Genomic DNA, 13,140 nt, shown 5'->3' with positions numbered 1-13,140 from the left:
TCTCCAACCGTTCTAAATCTAATCTAGCAACCTACCATGGCTGATACAGCATCAACAAGTACGGAGCAAAACTCCGAAGATAAGAATTTCCAGCTCCCAGTATTGGAGCGTGAAAAGCTTATCCTCAACAACAGATCCTATTCATGGATCACCGATCGTATTGCCGGAATCGTCGAGAAGCCACAACCATTACTTTGGTGGATCCTCTTCATTCCGTGCGCACTCATCGCCCTCATTGGCGTGGGTGGTGGTCTGACTTACCTCGTATCCACTGGTGTTGGTGTCTGGGGTAACACAAACCGCACGATGTGGGGTTGGCCGATTGTGAACTTCGTATTCTGGATCGGTATCGGCCACGCTGGTACGCTGATCTCTGCGATTCTTTTCCTGACGCGCCAGAACTGGCGAACCTCGATTAACCGAGCGGCGGAAGCGATGACGATCTTCGCGGTTTGCTGTGCGGGTATTTTCCCAGCCTTCCACGTCGGGCGTGTTTGGATGGCTTGGTTCCTTGCACCTATTCCGAACGCGAATGCGATCTGGCAGAACTTCAAGTCACCACTACTTTGGGACGTGTTTGCGGTTTCCACCTACTTCACAATCTCACTTATCTTCTGGTACATGGGCATGGTTCCTGACCTAGCAACCATCCGCGACCGTGCGAAGCCAGGTATCCGCAAGGTGCTCTACGGTATCTTTTCACTCGGCTGGCGCGGCGGAAACCGCCAGTGGAGCCACTACGAAATGATGTACCTTCTCCTCGCAGCGCTTTCTACTCCGCTGGTTCTATCGGTTCACTCTATCGTTTCCTTTGACTTTGCGACCTCAACTGTACCAGGTTGGCACACCACGATCTTCCCGCCATACTTCGTGGCTGGTGCGATCTTCGGTGGATTCGCAATGGTGATCACCATCATGGTGCCTGCGCGTTCGATCTATGGTCTGCACGACGTGATCACCATGAAGCACATCGAAAACATGTGTAAGATCATTCTAGCGACTGGTACGATCGTCGGTTACGCCTACATCATGGAGCTTTTCGTGGCCTTCTACTCTGGTGCGAAGTTCGAGATGGAAGCCTTCAAGCTACGTATCACTGGTCCGTACTGGTGGGCTTACGTTCTGATGATGTTCTGTAACGTGATTGCTCCTCAGATCTTCTGGTTCAAGAAAATGCGTGAGAACCTCTGGGTGGTCATGGGTACTTGTATGCTCGTGAACATCGGTATGTGGTTCGAGCGATTCGTGATCATCGTAACCACACTCCCACGTATGTGGCTCCCAGGTGACTGGAAGTACTACGAGGCTAGCTCAGTGGATGTTCTTACTTTCGTAGGAACTATCGGTATGTTCCTCACACTCTTCCTTCTCTTCCTACGCTTCTTGCCATGTATCAACATTGCAGAGGTGAAGTGGACACTCCTCGAAAGTGACCCTCACTTTGACGACCACAAAGCACACCCAGATAAGGGCGTGAAGAAGGAAGCTTCCTATCAGTACGAGCTCAATGAAAATCCAAACGTTGAGTGCTAATCCCACACGAATCACGAAACCTTTACCTATCACACAACAGTGAGTACAAAAGTAAAACGCGTCTACGGCTACCTTGCCGAATTTGAAAGCGCATCAGCACTCTACAAAGGTGCAGAAAAAGTGCGCGATGCTGGATTTAAAAAGTGGGATTGTTATTCCTCATACCCGATTCACGGCCTCGATGATGCCATGGGTGTGAAGCGCTCGATCCTACCATACTTCGTGTTCTTCGGAGGATCCACTGGTCTCCTTACCGGCTTTAGCTTGGCATTCATCACCCAGGTGTTGATCTACCCAACAATTGTGCAGGACAAGCCAGCCAACATCTTCACCACCGCGGCGTTCTTCCCGATCATGTTTGAGCTTACCATCCTGTTCTCAGGTTTCACGGTGCTTTTCTGTGTGCTCGGTCTGATGGGCCTTCCTCGCCTGAACCACCCGCTCTTTGCTAGCCGCCAATTCAACCGCGTGACCGACGATGGCTTCTTCATCGCCATCGAAGCCCGCGATCCTAATTTTTCCGCAGAAGAAACCAAGTCACTCTTGGAAGAAGCCGGCGGATCCAACATTGAACTCGTCGAAGAAGACTAATAGCAACCATTTCACCTACTAACATTATGCGCTATTTCTTTATCATCTACGCACTTCTCGCTGTACTCGTTGTAAGCATCGGCGGTTTCCGTGGCGAAAAGTTCAAGGACACTCCGATTCGTATCTTCCCAGATATGGATGAGCAGGACCGCATCGACGCTCAGGAACTCAGCCCGTTCTTTGCTGACAACAATGGTGCTCGCCTTCCGGTCGAGAATACCGTTCCACAAGGGCTCGTTCAGGCGGACCTTGCTGACGAGAATGCCAAGCAATTCACCAACGACAACAGCTACTACCACACTGGGATGTTTGACGAGAAGGTCTTCGGTACTGGACTTCCAGTGTCTGATCTCGCTCTCGACGAAGCAAATCTCGAAGCGTTCATCAAGCGCGGTAAGGTTGTGTTCGACTCCAACTGTGCAGCATGCCACGGCGTGTCTGGTAACGGTAAGGGCGTGGTAGCATCATACGGTGTTCCAGGTGTCTTCAATCTCATCGACTCCACGCTGCCAGACGGCGGTATGTTCGACGTGATCGCTAATGGCCGTGGTAACATGGCAGCATTTGGTTATCAGATCGATCTCAAGGATCGCTGGGCAGTCATCGCATACATCCGTTCACTCCAATACGCTCGCAAAGCTCCACTCGAGCAAGTCAAAGCCGCTTACGAAGCTGCTCAGTAATTTCCTTCCCACTCACACTCACTTTATAACTTTACTAGTCCCATGGCACATCACGTCACATCTCAGGACATTCCAGCAAACGGCGAGCAAATCGCGAAGAAAGACCTCAGCAAGGTTAAGTTGATCTCGCTTTTGATCTTTGTAGCAGGTGCAATTGCATCCTTCTTGCTCTTCAGTAACGAAACATGGGGTGCGGGTTACGCATACTCGTGGTTGTTTGCCTTCATCTTCTTCATCACCTTGACTCTTGGTGGTGTTTTCTGGACCACGCTCCACCATGTCACCAACTCCGGTTGGGGGGTGAGCATCCGCCGCATCATGGAGAACCTCGGCTTTGTGTTCCCATTCTTCGCTGTCATTGCCATTCCGCTCATGATTCCATCAGTTCAGGATGACCTGTATGAGTGGATGAATCGCCATCGCTACGTTCAGCAGACTGTTGAGGCTGTTGAGGTCAAAGTAGATGGCAAGAAAGGCTACGAGGCAAAGGTCGTAGCAGGTACTGAAGACCTAGACGAGCACGCACCTGGTGGCGCCTACAAGTCACCTGAGAAGGCGCAACTTTACGCAACACACGAGCCATACGATCACCTTCTCAAAGTGAAGAAGTGGTACATGTCCCTTGAGAACTGGCTCACTCGCGTGATTCTCTTCTTCGTGGTGCTCGGTGCAGGAATCTTCTTCTTACGTAAGTTTTCCATCGACCAAGACAAGGATCCAAACCCGACGACTCGCCGCCTCATCCTCACGCGAAAGCTATCCTGTGCTGTGATGCCATTCTTTGCAGTGATTGCGACCTTCATCGCCTTCGATTTCATGATGGGGACTGACTACAAGTGGTTCTCCACCATGTATGGTGTGTGGTTCTTCGCTGGCTGTGCGCTCAACTCCATGGCGGTGCTCATCCTCACACTCACATGGCTGCGATCAAAAGGCTACCTCACGACAGTGACTTCACAAGAGCACTACCACATCATGGGCAAGCTCATGCACGCCTTCGTGATCTTCTGGGCCTACGTATCATTCTCGCAGTTCATGCTCATCTGGTACGCCAACATCACTGAGGAAACCACTTACTTCCTTCTACGTAACTCATCTGATGGCTCAGTAAACTGGAACCTCTGGAGCACACTACTCGTATTCCTTCACTTTGCTCTGCCATTCGCAGTGCTTCTTCCTCACTACATGAAGAAGAAGGTGAAGTTTGTTGTGCCGATCTGCATCTACTTGTTGGTGATGCACATCCTCGACCTCTACATTGCCATCATTCCTGAGCGTGGCCCATCACTCTCCGTGATGAATAAGTTCGCTGGACACGAGGGCGAGATCCTTCTCACGGCACCGCACAAAGCTTACCTTGGTGACATCGTAGCCTTCATCACCGTGGGAGCTTTCTTCGTGTTCGTCTTCGTTCGCAACCTCGGTAGCGCGAATACTTACCCGAACCGCGATCCACGCATCCTCGAATCCGCAAACCTTCACAACTAATCCAGCTAGCCGGATAACTACTAACTTCTGATTATCATTACCATGGAACCGAATCTAAGAGACACACCACTTCGTCGATTCAATACCTTCTGGTGGGGGCTTGCACTCTTCCTATCATTTGCTATTGCAGCAGTGTTGGTTAAGAACGCGGTGCAAGACAACGTGATCGATGCCGAGACTGAAAAAGGCAAAGTTCGCACTGAAACCTACAACAAAATCAAGGCTGAGCAGCTCAAGGAGCGCAATAGCTACAGCGACAATGGCGACGGCACCGTCAAGGTGAAGCCAGAAGACGTATTCGGACTCGGTAAAGAAATGGGTCTTCTCCAACAGCCAAGCGCATCCAGCATGGCCCACGGCAAGAAGTTCAACTAATTCCGCGCTAAGAAACCTGCACATTTCAAATTCTTAAGACATTAGATTTATGGCCTCAGACATCACAAGCCAACAAGTAGAAGACAAGGTGCTGCGTGCGTCCATTGACCGCTCGCTACGTCACCCAGTCATGTTCTTCTTCACCAGTGGAGCAGCCTGGCTCGCTTTGTCACTCATTCTCGGAATGGTGGCATCTGCCAAGTCTCACTCACCAGGATTCCTTGGTGATTGTGGCATCTTCAATTACGGTCGTGTGTTCAGCGCGCACATGGCAACCTTCATCTACGGATGGGCTGCACAGGCAGCCTTCGGCACCATCATCTGGCTGATGGCGCGTCTTTCCCGCCAGGAAAGCAAAAAATCAGGTGTGATCCTCAGCATCGGCCACGCATGGAATTTCGTAATTTCTCTTGGCTCCATTGGTATTCTCCTCGGCGGCGGTACTGGCAAGCCTTGGATGTATTTCCCTGATTGGGTATGGCCGCTGCTCATCGTATGTTACTTCGCGATTGGCATCTGGTCTGTGATTGCATTCCGCGTGCGTCGCGGTGGTCACGTCTACATCTCTCAGTGGTATCTCATGGCAGCGCTGTTCTGGTTCCCATGGGTATTCCTCTCCGGCAACGTCTTTGTGAATAGCTTCGCAGATGCTGGCAATGGGGTGATGGCTGCAGGGATCAATGCCTGGTTCCGCTCCGCCATGTTCTTCCTCTTCTTCACGCCGGTTGCGATTGCATCCGCATACTATATCGCACCAAAGGTGACTGGTCGACCGGTCTACTCATACAAACTAGCGCTTCTGGGCTTCTGGGCTCTCGCAATCATCGGCCCATGGGCTGGGATGCAGAAGGTGATGGGTGCTCCCATCCCAGTATTCCTCCAGTACGCTGGTGCTGCGGCTTCGATCCTCTTCATCATCCCAGCAATCTGTGTGGGTGTGAATGTTCTCAGAACCACCACAGGGAAGTCTGAGACTGTGGCCCATTCACCATCCCTGCGCTTCACCGTGGCAGGTATCATTGGCCTCATCGCCACTGCAGTAGTTGGCGGCATCCTTTCTCACCCAGATGCGCTCAAGTACACCCAGTTTGCTTTCGGCGGCACTTATGGTTACGAGATTCTCGCACTCTATGGATTCTTCTCTATGTGCATGTTCGGTGCGATTTACTTCATCGTGCCACGTGTTACCAATCGTGAATGGATTGCTGGAGGTTTGATTCGCTCACACTTCTGGATGTCACTCTACGGTGTGGTATTCATCGGTCTCTTCTGTGGAATCCTCGGAGCTTTCATGCACGGCTACTCACTTGAAGCTCTCGACGTACCAGGCGAGGCATCTGAAGATCGTCTGCTAGCGTACACCGTTGGCATCACTGTCGGTTGGATCTTCGTAGCACTTGCGAATGTATTCTTCTGCTTCCACTTGCTCATGATGTGGCTCCGCCTCGGTCGCCGCAGTAGCCACCCAACGCTGCTTGAGCACCATGAACCAACTCTGCCACCAGCTTAATCCACCTCGTAACTTACCAACGATTTATCTACAATCATGACTGTTAAAACATTCTTTATCGGCCTCATTGCTAGCTTTGCATTCCCATGGCTCGTGGTGGTTGCTGTACCATTCGCAAAAATGCGTGCGGTGGAGATCCCTCAATACGACGACGTTGCAGACGGCAAGTCTGGTGCCTACACACCAGTGAAGTCTGGTCGTGTGACTGACGGTTCTGCTGTCTACGGTGCAGAAGGTTGTGCTCAGTGCCACAGCCAGCTTGCCCGCCCAACCTACGCAGGTAACGACCTTGGCCGCCCGGCTCTCGCGGGTATTGCCAAAGATCCTAACCTCGGTGACACGCGTCGTGAGTCAAACCTCTGGGACTATGACAAAGAGCCATTCGCTTGGATCGGTGAGACCCGCATGGGGCCAGACCTTAGTAACTATGGTCGCCGTATGGAGATCAGAACTGCTGAAGAAAATGCCAAGACCGCTGAAGCGCTCGGCGTGAAGGTTGAAGAGCTCAGTGTTGCTCAAAAGTTTAACCCAGAGATGGCTGTGTACCAACACCTCTACAATCCCCGTGCCGACAATACCAAGTCCATCTGCCCATCGAACAAGTGCTTCTTCAAGAAGAGTGCGGTCAAGGGCCAGGAGCAACCGAATGCTCTGATGATCGATCCGAGCAGCGAACTCGAGCTGGTGCCTGGTGCAGAAGCTCAGCGCCTCGCCTCATACCTCCTCGGTCTCAAGCGTGATGGCGAAGTGCCATTCTCCATGAACTACTCACGCAACAAGAAGAAAGCTACTGGCAAGTAATGCTGCCGACTCCCACTTTTGTTCATCCATTTCAATAACTACCCGTTACATTCCGATGTCATCTGATCAAACACCTGTAGATCCAACAAAGCCGGATCTCGAAGAATCAACAAACGTCGCCAAAGCGCATGAAGAGGTTACTCGTAATGCTGCTGCGGTTTCACGTGAACAGCAGCTCCGCGAGAATGGTCTCGAGCCAGTTTCCACTTGGATCATGATTGCTGGCTTCATTGTCGCTGTCATTGGCGGCGGTGTGCTCTTCTCATCCGATTCCTTCTTCAACTATGAGCAATCTGTGAAACCAAACTACGTGCGTGCACAGTTTGATGATGGCAAGGCTGCGATTCCAATGGCACTAGCCGCAGACGCCTACATGAAGAAAGGTGCGGCTCTCTACAAGAACTGTGCATCATGTCACGGTCCAGGTGGTGCAGGTAATGGTGCGGTGTTTCCGCCACTTGCAGGCTCTGAGTGGGTAGAAGGCTCTGGCGTGGTTCCTGCGCTTACCATCATCCACGGCCTCAACGGACAGATCAAAGTAGCGGGTGCCACCTACAATGGTGCGATGCCTGCAATGGCTGATGGCTGGAGCGACTTCGATGTTGCTGCCCTGATTTACTACATTCAGAATAGCTTTGGTAATAAAGTTGGCCAGATTTACTCGCTCGACCAAATTGCTGAAATCCGCGCGATTAGTAAAGAATTTGGCAAGAAGCCAATGACTGCCAGCGATCTAGAAAAGTACCTCGCGCACAAGTTCGAGGCTGCTGACCTTCCATCCGAAACAATGCTCAACCTAAAGACTGGAGAAGTCGTTGACGCAAACAACTAATTCAGCTACCAGACCTCACACCAACCTTTCACACGGCTAAGATTATGAGTGACCACGATCACAACCCAGGTTTCGTACAGAAATACATCTTCTCCCAAGATCACAAGATCATTGGGATCCAATACGGCTTGACGGCTTTGCTGTTCTTGCTACTCGGTTTCTTCCTTATGATGGTGATGCGCTGGAGCATCGCGTATCCTAACGAACCACTCCCAGAGTGGATGAGCTGGGTGTTCACCGACACTTGGAAAGGGCGCTGGCTCACTGACGGTAAGGTGACTGGCGAGACCTACAACATGTTCGGTGCCATGCACGGAACCATCATGGTTTTCCTCGGTGTTGTGCCACTTGGCTTTGGTGCCTTTGGTAACTACGTGACACCACTCCAGATCGGCGCGCCAGATATGGCATTCCCGAAACTCAACATGATGTCATACTGGCTCTACCTTGTCGGTGGTCTCATGATGTGTGGATCATTCTTCCTCGAGTCTGGTGCTGCAAAGTCTGGTTGGACAAACTACCCACCACTTTCCTCAATTGCTGATTCCCAGCACCCCCACCAGTTCTTCACTGGTCAGACTCAGTGGCTTCTCGGTCTCGTGATGCTAATCTCATCATCGCTACTAGGCTCGGTGAACGTGATCACGACGATCATCAACCTACGTGCCAAGGGTCTCACATGGCTACGTATGCCATTCCTGGTATGGGCGATGCTCGTCACCGCATTCCTTCTTCTGCTCGCATTCCCACCACTCGAAGTGGCTGGTATCATGCAGGTGGTTGACCGCTTCTTTGGCTCATCATTCTTCCAGCCATCTGGTCTCTACACCTCAGCGACTGGTGTGGTCGAACAAGCTGGTGGTGGTTCACCACTCTTGTTCCAGCACTTGTTCTGGTTCCTTGGTCACCCAGAGGTGTACGTTCTTCTTCTCCCAGCGATTGCTTGTGTGGCTGAAATTATCCCAGCAAACACACGTAAGCCACTCTGGGGCTACAAGTCGATGGTCTTCGCTGTCATGGTCCTTGGCTTCCTTTCCTTCATCGTATGGGCTCACCACATGTACATCACTGGCATGAGCTCCTCGATCTCCACCTTCTTCCAGGTTACCACGGTGATGATTTCCGTGCCGTCTGTGATCTTGATCACCTCGCTGTTGATTTCACTTTGGGGTGGTTCCATCCGCTTCACGATGCCAATGATCTGGGCCTGTGCCTTCCTTCCAATGTTCGGTATCGGTGGCCTCACTGGTTTACCGCTCGCGTTCAACTTGGTAGGTCTTCACCTTCACGACACTTACTATGTGATTGGCCACTTCCACTATGTGGTTGCACCAGGTATCCTCTTCGGCCTCTTCGCAGGTATCTACTATTGGTACCCTAAGATGTTCGGTCGTCACATGAATGTGTTCCTTGGGCACCTTCACTTCTGGCCATCATTGGTGGCAATCAACTTTGTATTCTTCCCAATGCTCATGCAGGGGATGGCTGGTTTCCACCGCCGCTGGTACAATGGTGGTGACGCCTATGTCGTAGATGCTGATTCAGCGAACGTTTTCGGTCAAATCGTACGTGACAACATTGGGCTCAACTCTGTGATGTCTGTAGCAGTATTCGTCCTCGCAGCTGCTCAGCTCCCATTCATCATCAACCTCTTCACTTCATGGTTCGCCGGTAAGGAAGTTGCAAATGACAACCCATGGGACGCAACCACCCTAGAGTGGGCGACTCCTACGCCTCCAGGACACGGCAACTTCACCACCGAGCCAGCAGTGTACCGCGGCCCATACGAATACAGCCGCCCTGACCGCGAAGAAGACTTCTACCCGCAATGGATTGAGCCTGCTAAGAAAGCTGAATCATCAGAGAACAACGATGCTAAGTAACGACGAGGCAACGATACTAATAACTACGAACTGAATACCTTCAAATGGAAATTCCTTATATCGTCAACGCCCGCAAGGACACCGGTCTGAACAACTCCAAGATCGCAATCTGGTTGTTCCTCGCCTCTGAGGTGATGCTCTTCGGTGGCTTGTTCTCCTCCTACATCTTCTTGCGTATCTACGCAGACTACCCATGGCCGGAGCGTACTCTTCCAGTACTTCCAGGTCTGATCAACACCTTCATCCTGATTCTATCTTCAGTGACTGTGGTGTTCGCATGGGCAGGCCTCAAGCTTCGCAATTGGAACATGTTCGTTGCCAACATGGCAATCACGATCATCTGTGCTGCAGTATTCATGGTGTTCAAGGCCAAGGAGTACGCAGGCAAGTTCCACCACCACGCCACTCAGACCGAAGACTACGGCTGGGTAGAAGGTCACCTTCACTACGATGAGGGCGACAGCACCCACGGCAATGCCTATGTGGTAGCAGCCAAGGAAGTCAACTTTTCTGTAGACAGCACCACCGCGAACTACCTTGCCTCTATCATTGCTCAGGCTGGGGACAAGCTTAGCCTGAAGCGTGATTATGTGATCCGCGAGATCTCCGGCAATACGTTCAATGAAAAGGTTTTGTTTGAAGCTGGCACAGCACTCACTCCAGAGGTGATTGCAGAAGCTAAGCAGCACTTCATCAAGGCTCGTACGCACAACCAAGAGCTTCGCACACAGCTTCTCAAAGATGCCTGGGTCATCGCTCGCGATCCGAACAAGCACAATGAACTCGTTGGGCTTAAGGACTTCGATTCCAAGGTCAAGAACACCGTGGCTGAAGTGCACACCGCACTCGTCAAGAAGGCAGAAAACAACAACGAGTTCTTACTCGCTAATGGTAACATGGTGTTCGACGCCGATGGTGCTGAACTCAAGTTCAACTCCGGCTGGGGCCGAACCTCTGACGCTAAGGAAGGCGATTCTACCAACCTCAGCCTACTCGATGGCACCGTGGTTACCGGTACTGCTGGTGATTCTAATTTCCACTACCGCTACGTTGATGCTCTCGACTTCCGTCACTTGGTGATGAAGGCAGAAGCAAAGGGCCTGCATGCAGACGATCTCATCGAACAGTCCCCGATCCTAGCCCTCGAAGGTGAAGGTGGTGATAAGATTCGTAAGATCTGGAAGACCCACAAAGAATGGCGCAAGCATCTTGCAAAGCACCTCGAAGGCCGTAAAGATGCCCTCACTGGTGAAGGCCGTAAGCCTACAGAAATCGATCTCTACCGCGTCACGTGGCATCAGATGTATGCCTACGCTCAGCTAGATTACAACATTACCGAAGAGAACTGGATGCAAGTGAAGGATGACCACCAACCATCCATGATCTATGACATCACAGGCATGACAAAGGAGCACAAGGCCACCTTCCCGAAAGAAGTGGAAGTACCGCGTGAAAAAGTACGCTTTGATTCTGTGTTCTCTCCGAAGATGAATAACTACTACGCGATCTACTTCACCATCACTGGTCTCCACGGCCTTCACGTGATTGGCGGCGCTATCGTCCTCGGTTACTATCTCTTCTTCGGTCGCAAGATGTACAACTCCAACCCGGAGTGGCTTGCAAACCGTGTTGAAGTAGGCGGCCTTTTCTGGCACTTTGTTGACTTGGTATGGATCCTCGTATTCCCAGTCTTCTACCTCATGTAATTTTACCTAAGAATATTCACCTATAACTACTCAAGAATATGGCAGATACTCCTGAAGAAATTAAGTCACACTTCAAGCTCTATTTCACGATTGCTGGCGTGTTGTTCGTAGGTACCGTTCTTACCGTACTTGTTGCCACTGTTGAGTCACTCGACATTGGTGGGCACGGTTTCGATACATACGATTTGGTCCTCGGTCTCGCGATTGCTACCTTCAAAATGTGCTGTGTGGGCTACGTCTTCATGCACTTGAACCACGAAAAGAAAGCGATCTACTGGATCTTCTTCGGTTCCCTTGCATTCGCTGCAATCCTCATTGGCCTATTCGGATGGGCATTCGGTGATCCAATCATCTTTGATGGGATGCTCCCTGCGAAGCCTGGTCAGTAATTGATCCATCAACCACTCACGAGATAAACCTATGTCACTCCGCGGATTCCACATCGTCTTCATTTCCCTAGTCACACTCTTCTTTGCAGCATTTGCCGCTTGGGGCTTCTTCTTCGGCATGCAGCAAGATGCGAAGTTCTGGCAACCCGTGGCATGGATCTGTGTAGCCACAGCAATCCTCGCACCTATCTACGGCGCTTATTTTATCTCCAAAGCCAAATCACTCTATTCTAACGCATAGAATCATACCATGAGCTCGTTCACCACTATCGCTTGTTTGACATGTGCCAAAGCATTTGAGCATGTAGGAAAAGATGCTGCCGGCATGGCAATCCTTTTCATGCTCTGCATTGTGCTGCCAATCATAACGACCATTGGTGTGATGATCTTCCGTATCGCACGTCGTCAGAAGCAACACTTCGACCCTCAGTACGCTGATACCCTTGATTCCTAATCCACTTCTCACCTTTCATTCAACTCATTTGCTCTAGTCCAATGATCTCAAGCAACTCCACAATCGCATCACTTTTCTCACCATCCGAATGGCTTGGTCTTCCCAAGAACTACTCGCTTCATGGCGACTCAGTTGGCCACACGATGGACGTGATCAACTGGTTCATGATCGCTCTCTTTATCGGGTGGACCCTCTTTTTCTTCTACTGCTTGTTCCGTTTCACGCAGAAGAAGAACCCAAAGGCATCCTACCATGGTGTCACCAGTCATGCTTCGACGCACCTCGAAGTTGGCGTGATTATTATCGAGGCAGTGCTCTTGCTCGGTTTTGCTCTGCCACTCTGGGCTGAGCGAGTTGATCGCTACGATGAAGTGCTCAAAGAAAACCCAGTCCGCGTGCGTGCAATCGGCTACCAATTTGGTTGGAAATTCCACTACGCAGGCAATGATGGTAAGTTCGGTTACATTGACCGCGACCTCGTAAGTACCCAAGGTGACGCATGTATCTACCCAGATGACCCGAACGGCTTTGATGACTTCGTGACATCCACACTCAAGCTTCCTGTTGGCCGTCCTGCTATCGTGCAGCTCACATCCACAGATGTGATTCACAACTTCTCTATCGTGCCAATGCGCGTCCAGTCCGATGCCATTCCAGGTAAGGATATCCCGATGTGGTTCACTCCAATCCGTGAGCTTGAAACATCAGTGATCTGCGGGCAGCTCTGTGGTGAAGGTCACGCTGACATGGTAGGTACCATGATCGTGGAGTCAGAGAAATCCTACAACAAGTGGGCATCTGACCTCTCTTCCAGTGCCTACGAAGAAAACAAAAAGGCATTCGAAGCTCGCCAGGCGCAAGCAACTGCTGCAGCGCACTAGGCCAGCTTTCCTAT

14 protein-coding genes are annotated in these 13,140 nt (G+C 51.1%); all 14 read left to right on the top strand.

What is annotated here, in order from left to right:
• The first annotated feature begins 36 nt into the window (after window positions 1–36).
• Genes nrfD through F454_RS0106325 form a run of 14 tightly spaced genes read left to right on the top strand, consistent with a single transcriptional unit; the run spans window position 37 to window position 13,126 of the window.
• Window positions 37–1,533: an NrfD/PsrC family molybdoenzyme membrane anchor subunit gene (nrfD, locus tag F454_RS0106390; protein ID WP_018969809.1), complete on the top strand. Its 1,497-nt coding sequence runs from the start codon at window positions 37–39 to the stop codon at window positions 1,531–1,533.
• 39 nt (window positions 1,534–1,572) lie between these two features.
• Window positions 1,573–2,124 carry a DUF3341 domain-containing protein gene (locus F454_RS0106385; protein WP_018969808.1) on the top strand — a complete coding sequence of 184 codons (552 nt, stop codon included), beginning with the start codon at window positions 1,573–1,575 and terminating at the stop codon, window positions 2,122–2,124.
• A gap of 26 nt (window positions 2,125–2,150) precedes the next feature.
• Complete coding sequence (locus F454_RS0106380; protein WP_018969807.1) at window positions 2,151–2,807, top strand: c-type cytochrome; 657 nt, start codon at window positions 2,151–2,153, stop codon at window positions 2,805–2,807.
• Between the two features lie 42 nt (window positions 2,808–2,849).
• Window positions 2,850–4,295 carry a hypothetical protein gene (locus F454_RS0106375; protein ID WP_018969806.1) on the top strand — a complete coding sequence of 482 codons (1,446 nt, stop codon included), beginning with the start codon at window positions 2,850–2,852 and terminating at the stop codon, window positions 4,293–4,295.
• 42 nt (window positions 4,296–4,337) lie between these two features.
• Window positions 4,338–4,670, top strand: a complete 333-nt coding sequence (locus tag F454_RS0106370; protein WP_018969805.1) for a hypothetical protein — start codon at window positions 4,338–4,340, stop codon at window positions 4,668–4,670.
• Between the two features lie 49 nt (window positions 4,671–4,719).
• Window positions 4,720–6,180, top strand: coding sequence for a cbb3-type cytochrome c oxidase subunit I (locus tag F454_RS0106365; RefSeq protein WP_018969804.1), 1,461 nt, complete (start codon window positions 4,720–4,722; stop codon window positions 6,178–6,180).
• Between the two features lie 36 nt (window positions 6,181–6,216).
• On the top strand, window positions 6,217–6,981 hold the full coding sequence (locus F454_RS0106360; protein ID WP_018969803.1) for a cytochrome c family protein: 765 nt from the start codon (window positions 6,217–6,219) through the stop codon (window positions 6,979–6,981).
• A 55-nt stretch (window positions 6,982–7,036) separates the two neighbouring features.
• Entirely contained in the window at window positions 7,037–7,813 is a 777-nt protein-coding gene (locus F454_RS15675) for a c-type cytochrome (RefSeq protein WP_018969802.1), read from the top strand.
• A gap of 44 nt (window positions 7,814–7,857) precedes the next feature.
• Window positions 7,858–9,696 (top strand): cytochrome c oxidase subunit I, encoded by a 1,839-nt coding sequence (locus tag F454_RS0106350; RefSeq protein WP_018969801.1) that lies wholly within the window; start codon window positions 7,858–7,860, stop codon window positions 9,694–9,696.
• 44 nt (window positions 9,697–9,740) lie between these two features.
• Window positions 9,741–11,402 carry a cytochrome c oxidase subunit 3 gene (locus tag F454_RS16300; protein ID WP_018969800.1) on the top strand — a complete coding sequence of 554 codons (1,662 nt, stop codon included), beginning with the start codon at window positions 9,741–9,743 and terminating at the stop codon, window positions 11,400–11,402.
• Between the two features lie 38 nt (window positions 11,403–11,440).
• A complete protein-coding gene (locus F454_RS0106340) occupies window positions 11,441–11,791 on the top strand; it encodes a cytochrome C oxidase subunit IV family protein (RefSeq protein WP_018969799.1) in 351 nt (116 codons plus the stop codon).
• A gap of 31 nt (window positions 11,792–11,822) precedes the next feature.
• On the top strand, window positions 11,823–12,032 hold the full coding sequence (locus F454_RS0106335; protein WP_018969798.1) for a hypothetical protein: 210 nt from the start codon (window positions 11,823–11,825) through the stop codon (window positions 12,030–12,032).
• A gap of 9 nt (window positions 12,033–12,041) precedes the next feature.
• Window positions 12,042–12,245, top strand: coding sequence for a hypothetical protein (locus F454_RS0106330; RefSeq protein ID WP_018969797.1), 204 nt, complete (start codon window positions 12,042–12,044; stop codon window positions 12,243–12,245).
• Window positions 12,246–12,286: 41 nt separating this feature from the next.
• Window positions 12,287–13,126 (top strand): cytochrome c oxidase subunit II, encoded by an 840-nt coding sequence (locus F454_RS0106325; RefSeq protein ID WP_018969796.1) that lies wholly within the window; start codon window positions 12,287–12,289, stop codon window positions 13,124–13,126.
• The last annotated feature ends 14 nt before the right edge of the window (window positions 13,127–13,140 follow it).

It is taken from the genome of Rubritalea marina DSM 17716, from assembly GCF_000378105.1.
Taxonomy (GTDB): Bacteria; Verrucomicrobiota; Verrucomicrobiia; order Verrucomicrobiales; family Akkermansiaceae; genus Rubritalea; species Rubritalea marina.
This window is presented reverse-complemented; position numbering and strand designations above follow the sequence as displayed.

What these genes read in the sequence shown, in the direction of transcription:
- F454_RS15675 (WP_018969802.1), top strand. Translation starts at nt 7,037, where the DNA reads ATGTCATCTGATCAAACACCTGTAGATCCAACAAAGCCGGATCTCGAA.
- F454_RS16300 (WP_018969800.1), top strand. Translation starts at nt 9,741, where the DNA reads ATGGAAATTCCTTATATCGTCAACGCCCGCAAGGACACCGGTCTGAAC.
- F454_RS0106370 (WP_018969805.1), top strand. Translation starts at nt 4,338, where the DNA reads ATGGAACCGAATCTAAGAGACACACCACTTCGTCGATTCAATACCTTC.
- F454_RS0106380 (WP_018969807.1), top strand. Translation starts at nt 2,151, where the DNA reads ATGCGCTATTTCTTTATCATCTACGCACTTCTCGCTGTACTCGTTGTA.
- F454_RS0106325 (WP_018969796.1), top strand. Translation starts at nt 12,287, where the DNA reads ATGATCTCAAGCAACTCCACAATCGCATCACTTTTCTCACCATCCGAA.
- F454_RS0106330 (WP_018969797.1), top strand. Translation starts at nt 12,042, where the DNA reads ATGAGCTCGTTCACCACTATCGCTTGTTTGACATGTGCCAAAGCATTT.
- F454_RS0106360 (WP_018969803.1), top strand. Translation starts at nt 6,217, where the DNA reads ATGACTGTTAAAACATTCTTTATCGGCCTCATTGCTAGCTTTGCATTC.
- F454_RS0106335 (WP_018969798.1), top strand. Translation starts at nt 11,823, where the DNA reads ATGTCACTCCGCGGATTCCACATCGTCTTCATTTCCCTAGTCACACTC.
- nrfD (WP_018969809.1), top strand. Translation starts at nt 37, where the DNA reads ATGGCTGATACAGCATCAACAAGTACGGAGCAAAACTCCGAAGATAAG.
- F454_RS0106340 (WP_018969799.1), top strand. Translation starts at nt 11,441, where the DNA reads ATGGCAGATACTCCTGAAGAAATTAAGTCACACTTCAAGCTCTATTTC.
- F454_RS0106350 (WP_018969801.1), top strand. Translation starts at nt 7,858, where the DNA reads ATGAGTGACCACGATCACAACCCAGGTTTCGTACAGAAATACATCTTC.
- F454_RS0106365 (WP_018969804.1), top strand. Translation starts at nt 4,720, where the DNA reads ATGGCCTCAGACATCACAAGCCAACAAGTAGAAGACAAGGTGCTGCGT.
- F454_RS0106375 (WP_018969806.1), top strand. Translation starts at nt 2,850, where the DNA reads ATGGCACATCACGTCACATCTCAGGACATTCCAGCAAACGGCGAGCAA.